This window comes from Romboutsia sedimentorum, assembly GCF_030131845.1.
GTDB lineage: Bacteria > Bacillota > Clostridia > Peptostreptococcales > Peptostreptococcaceae > Romboutsia_D > Romboutsia_D sedimentorum.
Genome location: NZ_JASKYM010000003.1, coordinates 25,530 through 39,047 on the forward strand (window position 1 = coordinate 25,530; position 13,518 = coordinate 39,047).

Annotated in this window: 10 protein-coding genes; all 10 read left to right on the forward strand. The window is 30.7% G+C overall.

What is annotated here, in order from left to right:
• The 10 genes from QOZ84_RS08345 to QOZ84_RS08390 all read left to right on the forward strand — a co-directional run bounded on the left by QOZ84_RS08345 (nt 1) and on the right by QOZ84_RS08390 (nt 13,464).
• Entirely contained in the window at nt 1–714 is a 714-nt protein-coding gene (locus QOZ84_RS08345; protein WP_284132506.1) for a PHP domain-containing protein, read from the forward strand.
• Nucleotides 715–733: 19 nt separating this feature from the next.
• Complete coding sequence (gene rapZ / locus QOZ84_RS08350; protein WP_284132507.1) at nt 734–1,591, forward strand: RNase adapter RapZ; 858 nt, start codon at nt 734–736, stop codon at nt 1,589–1,591.
• Nucleotide 1,592: 1 nt separating this feature from the next.
• Complete coding sequence (locus tag QOZ84_RS08355) at nt 1,593–2,714, forward strand: gluconeogenesis factor YvcK family protein (protein ID WP_416390347.1); 1,122 nt, start codon at nt 1,593–1,595, stop codon at nt 2,712–2,714.
• A 65-nt stretch (nt 2,715–2,779) separates the two neighbouring features.
• Nucleotides 2,780–3,205, forward strand: a complete 426-nt coding sequence (locus QOZ84_RS08360) for an NUDIX hydrolase (protein ID WP_026902310.1) — start codon at nt 2,780–2,782, stop codon at nt 3,203–3,205.
• Nucleotides 3,206–3,221: 16 nt separating this feature from the next.
• The gene (gene whiA / locus QOZ84_RS08365; protein ID WP_284132509.1) at nt 3,222–4,172 is read left to right on the forward strand and encodes a DNA-binding protein WhiA; all 951 of its coding nucleotides are present in this window, start codon (nt 3,222–3,224) and stop codon (nt 4,170–4,172) included.
• A gap of 88 nt (nt 4,173–4,260) precedes the next feature.
• Nucleotides 4,261–7,803: a DNA polymerase III subunit alpha gene (locus QOZ84_RS08370; protein ID WP_284132510.1), complete on the forward strand. Its 3,543-nt coding sequence runs from the start codon at nt 4,261–4,263 to the stop codon at nt 7,801–7,803.
• A gap of 192 nt (nt 7,804–7,995) precedes the next feature.
• Nucleotides 7,996–8,955 (forward strand): 6-phosphofructokinase, encoded by a 960-nt coding sequence (pfkA, locus tag QOZ84_RS08375; protein ID WP_284132511.1) that lies wholly within the window; start codon nt 7,996–7,998, stop codon nt 8,953–8,955.
• Nucleotides 8,956–8,971: 16 nt separating this feature from the next.
• Entirely contained in the window at nt 8,972–10,732 is a 1,761-nt protein-coding gene (gene pyk, locus QOZ84_RS08380) for a pyruvate kinase (protein ID WP_284132512.1), read from the forward strand.
• Nucleotides 10,733–10,939: 207 nt separating this feature from the next.
• Complete coding sequence (locus tag QOZ84_RS08385; protein ID WP_284132513.1) at nt 10,940–12,502, forward strand: sodium:neurotransmitter symporter family protein; 1,563 nt, start codon at nt 10,940–10,942, stop codon at nt 12,500–12,502.
• Between the two features lie 269 nt (nt 12,503–12,771).
• On the forward strand, nt 12,772–13,464 hold the full coding sequence (locus QOZ84_RS08390; protein WP_284132514.1) for a hypothetical protein: 693 nt from the start codon (nt 12,772–12,774) through the stop codon (nt 13,462–13,464).
• Nucleotides 13,465–13,518 lie beyond the last annotated feature (54 nt).

The window sequence follows — 13,518 nt, forward strand, 5'->3', positions numbered from 1 at the left end:
ATGCAAATAATAGCTGATTATCACACACATACTGTGTACAGTCATGGAAAAGGGTCAATAGAGGATAATGTAAAAGAAGCAATATCTAAAGGTATAAAGACAATCGGAATATCAGACCATGGATATAAGCATATGAACTTTGGAGTTAAAGTTAAAGATATATCTAAAATGAGAGAAGAAATAGATAAATTAAAACTTAAATACGATAATATAGAGATACTTTTAGGAATGGAATGTAATATATTAGATGAAAATGGTAATATAGATATAAATGATAATATTATGCCTTTATTAGATTATGTAATGGCAGGATATCACTTTGGGTCTATGCCTACATCATTTAAAGGTGTGATTAATCATTGTAACAATTATGTTGTGAAAAGTAAAAAAGCCAAAGAATACAATACTAAGGCTATAATAAATGCAATGAGAAAAAATGATATATTTATAATAACTCATCCTGGAGACAAGGGAGATGTTTGCATACAAGAAATTGCTAAAGTAGCTAAAGAGACAAATACTAGACTGGAAATAAATAGTAGCCATGGTTTTTTAAGTGTTAGTCAATTAAAAGAAATTAAACATATAGGAAATAAATTTATTATAGGGTCGGATGCACATAAGCCAGAAAACGTAGGTAACTTTGAGTTAGCTATGAAAAACATAAGAGAGGCTGATCTAGATTTATCTTTAGTAGAAAATATTAAAATATAGATCAATAGGGGGAGAAAATATGAAATTTGTGATAGTTACGGGTCTTTCAGGATCAGGAAAAAGTGAAACAATGAGAGCTTTAGAGGATATGGGTTTTTACTGTGTAGATAACTTACCTCCTGCCTTAATAACTAAGTTCGCAGAATTATGTTATCAACCCAATTCGAGCATTGATAAGGTTGCATTAGGTATAGACATAAGAGGCAGAAAATTTTTCGAAGCACTTCATGAGAGCCTAAGCTACCTAAGAAAAGCAAATTATAAGCATGAAATGATATACTTAGATTGTTCAGACGATGCTCTATTAAAAAGATATAAAATGACAAGAAGGAATCATCCATTATCAAGAAACATGCAAATACCAGAAGGTATAAAAATGGAAAGAGAAATAATGGAGCCATTAAAAGAAATATCAGACTGCATAATAGATACAACAAACATGAAGCCAAGAGACTTAAAGGAAGAAATAGGAAAAATATTTTCTGAAGGCGAAGATAATAATAAACTAACTATATCAGTGGTATCATTTGGATTTAAGCATGGCATTCCTGCAGATTGTGACTTAGTATTTGATGTGAGATTTTTACCAAATCCATATTATTTAGAAGAGCTAAGACCTAAAACAGGGGATGACCAAGACGTTAGAGATTATGTTATGGATTCAGATATAAGTAAAGAATTTTACAATAAATTAAATGATATGATACAGTTCTTAGTCCCTCAATATATAGAAGAAGGAAAACAGCATCTAGTAATAGGAATTGGATGTACAGGAGGAAGACATAGGTCAGTCACTATATCAAACCTTATATATGAAGAACTAATTAATAAAGGATATAGAGTAGTTAAGAAACATAGGGACTCTATGTTAAGATAATATGGAGGCAAAAATGACAAGTATACTTATAGTAATAGGGGTAACAGGATGGATTGCACTAATAGTATCTCTATACTTATACAAGAAAATAATAAGAGAAAAAGTACAATCATTACATATGAGGAATAAAGAATATTTAGATCCTAAAGTAGTAGTGATTGGTGGAGGTACAGGACAATCAGTGTTCTTAAGAGGATTAAAACACTTCACTCAAAATATCACAGCAATAGTTACAGTTGCTGATGATGGAGGAGGGTCAGGTATTTTAAGAGAGGATTTAGGAATGTTACCACCGGGCGATATAAGGAATTGTCTATTGGCTCTTGCAAATATAGAACCCACTATGGATGAGGTAATGAAATATAGATTTACAGAAGGTGCATTAAAAGGCCAAAGTTTTGGAAATCTATTTTTAGCAGCTATGAATGGATTATATGGAAATTTTGAAATAGCTGTATATAAAATGAGTCAGATATTTGCTATTACAGGAAGAGTTTTACCTGTAACATTAGAAGATATAAAGTTAATAGCTCAATTAAAAAATGGTAATAAAGTAATTGGTGAGTCGATAATACCAAAAGAGGTAAAAAGTCAAAAGAGTTGCATAGACAAAGTATATTTAAACCCAGTGGATGTTAAACCCTTAGATGAAGTTATTAATTCTATTGATAATGCTGATATAATTATAATGGGGCCAGGAAGTTTATATACAAGTATAATGCCTAATTTATTAGTAGAGGGAGTAGTAGAGGCTATTAAAAAATCTAATGCCCCTAAAGTATATATCTCTAATATAATGACTCAACCAGGAGAAACAGATGGTCATAATGTACTAGATCATGTAGAGGCTATAATTAGACATACTAAAGAAAACGTATTAGATTATGTAATAGCTAATAATGAGATCTTGCCGGATGCTATATTTGAAATATATCAAAAGGATGGAGCAAAGCAAGTTTTATTAGATAAATCTCAAAAAGAGACTCTTAAAAGCATGGGGGTAAAGACTATAGAAGAAAACTTGATTGAAATAAAAAGTAATTATATTAGGCATGATGCAAAATATATTTCTAATATAATTATTAATTTGGCACTAAGTCATAAAAATGATAGTAGCAAGTAAAAAAGGATTTTAAAGTTTTATGTAGAAATCCTTATTATTATGTTAGTTTTAAGGAGTGAACATCTATGAGAGAAGAGGTTAGTGCCGGTGGCGTAGTACTGTTTGGCAATGCTATACTTTTACTTAGAAAATTCAACGGAGATTGGGTTTTACCAAAAGGAAAAGTAGAAGAAGGCGAAAATAGGCAAGAAGCAGCACTAAGAGAAGTGCTAGAAGAAACTGGAGTCAAAGCGGATATATTAAAGTATTTAGGAGAAATTCACTATACTTTCAAGGAGAACTGGGATGAAAATAGAGCAGTTCATAAAACGGTTTTTTGGTATTTGATGCAAGCGAGGAGCATGGATACAATACCTCAAAAAGAAGAAGGTTTCATTGATGCTAAATTTATACATTTAGATAGAGTGGTAGATTTAGCTAGATATGATGATGAGAAGGAAATAATTAAAGTAGCCTTACAAGAAATTAAAAAAAGGTTAAAAAAGAACTAGTTAATAGGTGATGTATATGTCTTTTTCAACTGAAACAAAAAATGAGTTAGCAAGAGTTACATCTGAAAATAATTGTTGTAACATAACAGAATTAGCAGCGTTAGTAAGATTAGCAGGAAGTATACAAATTGTAGGCTATAAGAAATTAAATTTGAAGATAACAACGGAGTTAAATTCAATAGCTCGTAAAATATTTAAGCTATTAAAACAAAACTTTGGTATAAATACAACTATTTCTGTAAATAAGAACCAAATGTTGAAGAGAAACAACAGTTATGTTCTTATGGTGACTAGTGAAATGGGAGCAGAAAAACTTATAAAGGAACTAGGTATATTGGCTCCAGGAGATGGATTTTATACCTTAAATAAAGTTCCAGCCAATCTTATACAACACGAGGAATGCAAAAGAGCGTTTATAAGAGGTGCATTTCTTGGTGGAGGCTCAATAAGTGATCCAGGAAAAAATTATCATATAGAATTTGTTACAAATAATAGAGATTTTGCGGAATCATTGAGAGACTTTATAAATTCTTTAGGATTTAACTGTAAGATAGTATCAAGAAAAAATAACTATGTTGTATATTTAAAAGAAAGTGAACAAATATCAGATTTATTGAGTATTATAGGAGCTCATCATGCTCTTTTAAGTCTTCAAAATACTAAAATAGTAAAAGCTATGAGAAATAATGTTAATCGTATAGTTAATTGTGAAACAGCGAACCTTTCTAAAACAGTAAATGCAGCAGTTAGACAAGTTGAAAATATTAAATTTATACAAGAAACAGTCGGTATAAGTAGTTTACCAGACAATTTACAAGAAATAGCTCAGCTTAGAGTAGAGTGCGAAGATTTGACACTTAAGGAATTAGGAGAGATGTTGAGCCCACCTATAGGAAAATCTGGAGTTAATCATAGGCTAAGGAAGATAGAAGAAATTGCTAATGATTTAAGAGGAAAACAGTTATAAACTTGAGGTTATATTTAATATATAACCTCTTTTTGTTTTATGATATATTTTTGTGGTAATATTAAAAGATAATACAGGAGGTGATGTAGTGAATAAAGATTTTGCGCATCTTCATGTGCACACGGAATATAGTTTACTTGATGGATTTTCAAGGATTAAAAAGCTTATATCAAAAGCTAAGGAATTAAATATGACATCTATTGCCATAACTGACCATGGATGTATGTTTGGAGTAATAGATTTTTATAAAATGGCAAAAAAAGAAGGTATAAAACCTATAATAGGATGTGAGGTTTACACTGCACCTCGTACACTTAGAGATAAAGATCCAAATTATGATAAACGCCAAGGACATTTGGTTTTACTAGCTAAAAACATGGATGGATATAAAAATTTAATAAAATTAGTGTCTACATCATATGTGGATGGGTTTTACTATAAGCCTAGAGTAGATATGGATGAGTTAAAAAAGCATAGTGATGGAATAATAGCATTATCTGCTTGTTTAGCAGGAGATGTTTCTCAAGCGCTTATGGATAGAAACTATGATAAGGCAAAAAAAAGAGCGCTAGAATATAGAGAGATATTTGGAAGTGAAAATTTCTATTTAGAAATACAAGACCACAATTTGCCTGAACAAAAAGAAGTAAATTCAGGATTAGTAAAACTTTCAAAAGAAACAGGGATACCATTAGTAGCAACAAATGATGTTCACTATGTAAATAAAGAAGATTCAAAAATACATGATGTTCTTATGTGTATACAAATGGGTAAAACTGTAAATGACCCAAATAGAATGAGATTTGGTAGTGATGAGTTTTATCTTAAATCAAGAGATGAGATGGAAAATTTATTTCCTTATGCTATAGATGCAGTAGAGAATACTGTTAAGATAGCTAATCAATGTAATGTAGAGTTTGACTTTAATACGATACATCTACCTCAATATGATGTTCCACAAGGATATACTCCTGATACCTATTTAAGAGAGTTGTGTTTTAAAGGGTTAGAAGAAAGATACACAGTTCCAAGTCAAGAGGTCATAGATAGATTAAATTATGAATTAGACGTAATTGAAAGAATGGGATATGTAGAGTATTTCTTGATAACTTGGGATTTTATAAATTTCTCAAAAGAAAATGGAATAATGGTAGGTCCAGGAAGAGGTAGTGCGGCAGGTTCAATAGTTGCATACACACTTAAAATAACTGATATAGATCCTATAAAATATTCTCTGTTATTTGAGCGTTTTTTAAATCCAGAACGTGTATCTATGCCCGATATAGATATAGACTTTTGCTATGAGAGAAGAGAAGAAGTTATAGAGTATGTTAAGAGAAAATATGGAGAAGATCATGTTGCACAAATAATTACATTTGGAACAATGGGAGCAAAAGCTGCTATAAGAGACGTTGGTAGGGTATTAGATATACCTTATAATAAAGTTGATAAAATAGCAAAAGAGGTACCTTTTGCATTGGGTATGACAATAGATAAAGCTTTACAAACTAATCCAAATTTAAAAGCCTTATATGAGCAAGATAAAGAGACTAAAGAAACTATAGATATATCAAAACAAATTGAAGGAATGCTTAGACATGCATCGACACATGCGGCAGGTGTAGTTATATCTAAAAAATCAGTAGATGAATATGTACCTTTGTATAAACATAAAGAAGCAATAACAACACAATTTACAATGACTACATTAGAAGAATTAGGTCTTTTAAAAATGGACTTCCTAGGACTTAGAACTCTTACAGTTATAAGAGATGCTTTAGAATTAATACAACAAAATCATAATAAAAAAATAGATTTTTCAAAAATGGATTATAATGATAAAAAAGTATATGAACTTTTATCTTCAGGAAATACATTAGGAATATTCCAGCTAGAAAGTGCTGGTATGCGAACTTTTATGAAGCAATTAGAACCAGACAACTTTGAAGATATAGTAGCCGGAATATCACTATATAGACCTGGTCCTATGGACTCAATACCTACTTATATAGATAATAAAAATAATCCGCATCATGTAAAATATCTACATGAGAAGCTAAAGCCTATAATGGAAGTTACTTATGGTTGCTTAGTTTACCAAGAACAGGTAATGCAGGTTGTTAGAGATTTAGGCGGGTATAGCTATGGTCGTAGTGACTTAGTTAGAAGAGCTATGGGTAAAAAGAAAATGGATGTTATGGAGGAAGAAAGAAGATATTTCATTCATGGAAAAGAAGATGAAAATGGAAATATAGAAATAACAGGGTGTGTTAGAAACGGAGTACCAGAGGATATAGCAGATAAAATATTTGATGATATGATAGATTTCGCAAAATATGCCTTTAATAAATCACATGCAGCGGCATATGGAGTTTTATCATACCAAACAGCATATTTAAAAGCATATTATCCAGTAGAATTTATGGCAGCTTTAATTACAAGTGTAATGGGGAATACTGATAAAGTTGTTGAATATACTAGAGAATGCAGTGCTTTAAATATAGATGTATTAAAACCAGATATAAACAAAAGTTTTTCTAAATTCTCAGTTGAAGGAAATAATATAAGGTTTGGTCTGGCAGCTGTTAAAAATGTTGGAGTTAATATAATCAACAATATAATAGATGAAAGAAAATTAAATGGCCAATTTATAGATTTTGGAGACCTAGCAAAAAGATTAGATTCAAAAGATACAAATAAAAGAGTTATAGAGAGTTTAATTAAGTGTGGTGCATTTGATGAAATAAGCGAAAATAGAGCTAGCTTAATGTGTGGATATGAAAACTTGCTAGATAGTATAGCTATGGATAGGAAAAAGAATGTACAAGGTCAGATATCTTTATTTGATGTTTTTTCAGGAACAGAGGAAGATAGTCAAATACAAGAGGTTAGTAAAATTCCTAAACTAAAAGAGTATGAAGAAAGAGAAAGACTTAGTTTAGAAAAAGAAGTATTAGGGATGTATGTAAGTGGCCATCCATTGGCAGAGTTTAAAAAAGAAATACAAAGAAATACTTCTATGGACAACGGTAGGCTAAACTCTTTACGAGACGATGCACAGAGTTATGTAGCATTAGATGAAAAAGAAGTTATAATGGGTGGAATGATAGTAACTAAAACTATAAAAACTACTAAAAGAAATGACATAATGGCATTCATAGAACTTGAAGATTTATATGGAACTATAGAAATAATAGTATTTCCTCAATTATTACAAAAGTATAATCATATTTTAAATGAAGATAATATTATATATATAAAAGGTTCCTTAAGTATAAAAGAAGATGAAAATGCAAAACTTATAGCTAGAGAAATTAAAGACATAAATAATTCATCTAAATTTGAACAAAATAAATCAAAGTATAATTATAATACTAACAATAATTCTAATTATAATAATAACGCTAAAACAGGGTTATACTTAAAAGTAGATAGTTTTAACAATAAACAGCTGACTGATAAAATAGTAGAAATAGCAAAACAACATTTAGGAAAAGAAAATGTATTTTTGTACTCAGAAGATGCTAAACAGCTTTATAAATGGAATGAATTAAACGTAGAAATAACAAATAAATTGATTTTAGAATTAGAAGAAATATTGCCTAAGCAAAATATAAAAGTAAAAAATTAAAACGTTAAAAATAAAAAAATTAGAATATTAAAATAAAAATATTATGAAAAAAATAGCTCATATTGTGGTATAATATCAGAAAATGGACATTTTAATAGTTCTAATTTTTTTAACTTTGATGGGATGAAAAAACATCATAGGGACTTGCATTGTCCCGGCGATGTCAAATATAGATAAATAGGAGGTAATACTATGAAAACTATAGGCATACTGACAAGTGGAGGAGATGCTCCAGGAATGAATGCAGCCATAAGGGCTGTTGTAAGGTCTGCAATATACTATGGATGCAAGGTATACGGGATTAATAGAGGATATAAAGGATTAATAGAAGAAGACATTCAGGAAATGAATTTATCTTCTGTTGGAGATATTATACATAGAGGTGGAACTATACTAAAATCTTCTAGATGTGAAGAATTTAAAACACCAGAAGGTAGATTAGTAGGAGTAGAAGTATTAAAAAAATATGGTATAGACTGTTTAGTTGTTATAGGAGGAGATGGATCATTTAATGGTGCTCAAAAATTAAGTGAACTAGGATTCCCAGCTATAGGTATACCAGGTACTATAGATAATGATTTAGCTTATACTGATTACACTATAGGATTTGACACAACAATGAACACTATAATAGATGCAATAGGTAAGATTAGAGATACTTCGTCTTCTCATGAAAGGGTTAACATTGTTGAAGTAATGGGGAGACACTGTGGAGATTTAGCTTTATATTCAGGTCTTGCAGGTGGAGCGGAAACTATAATAGTTCCAGAAGTTGATTTTAAAGTAGAAGAAGTATGCAATACACTAAAAACAACACAAAAAAGAGGTAAAAGACACAGCATAATAGTATTAGCTGAGGGTGTAGGAAACGCACAAGACTTGGGTAAAGAAATCGTTAAAGAAACTCAAGCTGATTTAAGAGTTACTGTGCTAGGACATGTCCAAAGAGGTGGAAGTCCAACTGCATTTGATAGAATATTAGCTAGTAGAATGGGAGTAAGAGCAGTGGAGCTATTATTAGATGGAAAAGCTGCTAGAGTAGTAGGTATTAAAGACAACAAGATAATTGATATGGAAATAAATGAAGCTTTATCAATGACTAGAGCATTTGATAAAGATACTTATGAAATGGTTAAAATACTATCTATATAATATAGGAGGAATATATATGTTAAAAAATATGAAAAGAACTAAAATAGTTTGTACATTAGGACCAGCATCACAGAAAGAGGAAATATTAACTCAACTTGTTGAGAATGGTTTAAACGTATGCAGATTCAACTTCTCACATGGGTCTCATGAAGAACACAAAGGTAGATTAGATATGGCTAAAAGTGTTAGAGAAAGGTTAAATCAACCAGTAGCTCTTTTATTAGATACTAAAGGTCCAGAAATAAGAACAGGAAATTTTGCTGATCCAGAAGTTTTATTAGAAGAAGGTCACACATTTACTGTAACTATGAAAGACGTTATAGGAACTAAAGAAATATGTACAGTAAGTTACAAAGATCTTTCAAAAGATGTTGTAGCAGGAGACACTATATTAATAGATGATGGTTTAGTTGGATTAAGAGTTAAGGAAATAAATGGGGATGACATAGTTTGTATAGTTGAAAACTCAGGTATAGTTAAAAATCATAAGGGAGTAAACGTACCAGGAGTAAAAATAAACTTACCAGCTATAACTGAAAAAGATACAAGTGATATAGAATTTGGTATAGCACAAGGTATAGATTACATAGCAGCATCATTTGTTAGAAAAGCATCAGATGTATTAGCTATAAGAGAAATACTAGAAAAAAATAATGCTACAGATATACAAATAATATCTAAAATAGAAAACCAAGAAGGTGTAGATAATTTAGATGAAATATTAAAAGTATCTGACGGTATAATGGTTGCTAGAGGCGACTTAGGGGTTGAAATACCAACAGAAGATATACCAGTAGTTCAAAAAATGATGATAAAGAAATGTAATGAATTAGGAAAACCTGTAATAACTGCAACTCAAATGCTTGATTCTATGATGAGAAATCCAAGACCTACAAGAGCAGAAGTTACAGATGTTGCAAATGCTATATACGATGGAACAGATGCAATAATGCTATCTGGAGAAACTGCTGCAGGTAAATATCCAGTAGAAGCTGTAAAAACAATGGCAACAATCGCAAAGAGAACAGAAGAGACATTAGACTATGATAATTTATTAAAGCAAAATGCAAAGAATAATTCGACTGTAACAGATGCAATAAGTCATGCAACATGTACTACAGCTGTAGATTTAGATGCATCAGCTATAATAACTTCTACTTCTTCAGGACATACTGCAAGAATGGTATCAAAGTTAAGACCTAAATGCCCAATAATAGCTACTACTAATGATGAAAAAATAATGAGAAGACTAGCTCTTACTTGGGGAGTATACTCTATAAAATCATCAGATTCAAGAAATACTGATGAAGTAATAGAAAACTCTATAGAGGCTGCTAGAAACGCTAATTATATAAATAATGGAGAGTTAGTAGTTATAACTGCTGGAGTACCAGTTGGAGTAAGCGGAACTACAAACTTAATAAAAGTTCATGTTATAAGTGAAGAAATAGTTCAAGGTATCGGAGTAGGAAACAAAACAGTAGAAGGTAAAGTTCGTATAATTAAAAATGGGGATGATTTCAAGCATTTCAATGATGGAGATGTTTTAGTTACAACTATGACAGATATAGAAATGAATTCTTGCATAGAAAAAGCATCTGCTATAATAGTCGAAGAAGGTGGAATGACTTCTCATGCTGCAATAGTAGGATTAAATTTAGACAAGCCAGTTATATTATCAGCTAAGAATATGATTAGTTTAGTTCAAGATGGAGAAGTTGTAACTGTAGATGCTTCAAGAGGTGTAGTATACAGAGGATCAACTAGAGTTTTATAATATTTAATCTTGAATTTAAAAATAGAATATTTATATAAATTAAAAATATAATGATAGTATATCTTTAATTTCCAAATAGCCACTAAGTGAGTAATACACTTAGTGGCTATTTTATAGCTATATTGTTCAGAAAATTCAGTTAAAATAATTAGGCCATGCATAATTATACTTAAATCAACATAATTATAAAAAAAGGGGGGATTGCTAATGAGTGAAAGTAGAGAAAATTGGGGCTCTAAAATTGGTCTTATACTAGCAATGGCAGGAAATGCCGTTGGATTAGGTAACTTTTGGAGATTCCCATATATAGCTGCTTCAAATGGTGGGGGAGCATTCATGATACCATACTTTTTTGCACTAATAGTTATAGGCATACCCGTAATGTTGGTGGAATGGAGTATAGGACGTTATGGAGGTAAATATGGTCATGGAACACTAGGACCGATGATGTACTTACAAGCAAAACAAGCAATGAAACCGAAAAAGGCAATTATAGTTGGAGCTTTATGTGGAATGATAGCATTTGGGGTTACGATTTTGGTTAATTCCTATTATAACCATATCATAGGATGGTCATTAGGATTTGCATTCAATTCATTAACTGGAGGGTATAATGCTGATCCAGGAGGATTCTTTGCTAGTTATATTCAAGATCCTAAAAATTTAGTATTCTGGGTTATATCATTGCTTTTCTTAGCATTAGCAGTAATGAAAGGAATACAAAAGGGTATAGAATCTTGGGCTAAAATAATGATGCCAGTACTTTATGTATTCGGTATAATTTTAGGGATTAGAGCATTAACTCTAGGAGCACCTGTTCATCCAGATTGGAGTTCACTAGCAGGCCTTAATTTCATATGGAATCCAGATTTTAGTCAATTATCTTGGCAATCTGCAATAGCTGCAGCAGGGCAAATATTCTTCACATTATCTTTAGGAATGGGTATAATACACAATTATGCTTCATATCTACAACCAGATGAGGATATAGTTACAGCTTCTGTTGCTACAATATCTTTAAATGAGTTTGCAGAAGTTATATTAGGTGGTACAGCAGTTATTCCAATAGCATATGCATTCTTAGGACCAGAAGGTATCAAAGGAAGCATAGGTTTAGCATTTATGGCATTACCTAATGTATTTAGTACTATGACTGGTGGAGGAATATTTGGAGCTATGTGGTTCTTATTATTATTCTTTGCTGGTATAACATCTGCAATAGCGATGTATAACTATTTAGTTGCATTGTTAGAAGAAGATGCTGGAATAGAAAGAAAAAAAGGTGCTTGGATAGTATTTGTTGGATATTTAATAGTTGGTCTACCAATAGCATTAGAATCAATATTAACTCAAAGTGCTAACTTAGTTTACTTTACAGAAGTTGATAACTGGATAGGTAACTACTTGCTAATAGTACTTGGATTGATAGAGATAATAGTAATTGGATGGTGTGTTAAAGATAGAGCACTTGATGAAATGAACAGAGGTGGATTATGGAAAGTTCCTAAATGGTTCTTTAGATTGTTCCACCAATTCTTAACACCTGTAACGATAATAACTTTCTTAGTATTCTTTACAAGAGATTATTGGATAGCTGGAAACTTTAAAGTAGTACCTAGCTATATATCTGAAATACCAGAGTTTGCTATTTGGGTTAACTTAGCTAGAGCGGTTGTATTTGGGGTATTATTAATAGGATTTATACAATCATATAAGTCTATTAAGAGCAAATACAAAGATGAAATAGATAGTAATGAAGTTAAAGAATAATAAAAGCTCCACATAAAATAGGAGGATGATAACATGACAGGTGCGGCATGGGCATTTATGGGTGTTATATGGGTTAGCATATTCACTTGTGTAGGAATATCAATGAACAAAATTGTAAAGGATAATAGGTAATATCAACAAAAAACCCTACTTACAAATTAATGTGGGGTTTTTTTAGTAACGTTGACATATATATAAATAAAAGCTTATTAGATTTTCTTACAAAACATCATGTACGAGGGTAATATATATTCGAAGGGGGTTTTTGGATGAATGCAAATTTGGTTATGGTCACAATGAAACAATTAAAATCAGAAATAAATAAGATGAAAAGCATAAAAAACACTAAAAAACAAAAATACACTTCACAAATAGACAAAATATATAATAACTATAAAAAAGTAGAGATATCAGAAGATATGAAAAAGCAGTACAATCAATTAAATTCAAAGGGAACGGAACTTATAAAGGAATTAAAAATATCAAAGGATAAACACAAGTTAGAAACGAGTATAGAAGTATATATAAGGTATTTAAAAGCATCATTATTTGACTTTGAAGGAAAAACAAATTATTTAAGAAAATACATAACTAGTTTTTTATTTTGTGCGATTTTATTTTTAGCATTATCACCTCAATTTTATGGGTTTATATTACCGGTATTATTTTTCCTACCAATATATTTAGGATTAAGGGGAGTAAAAAAAAGATCAATAAGTGGATTTTATATGACTATGAGTTTAATTCCGGTTGCTATTATGACATCTTTTACATGGATAAGATATGGAATTAATGCAAAAATAGATCCTACAGGGGCTGTAAAGGCTATTGTAGATAGTGGAGTAGGTCAAGGAGTAGCAGAAAAATTAGTGTATATAGGACCATTATTTGGATGCATATTATTAGTTTTTGCTGCTTTGCAACTGTATAGAGGATACAAAAGTAAAGATTTATTTATATAGGGGCTTTATAAGCCTCTATTTTTTTGGTAAAATAAACTCTTGAGGCTTGTAAAA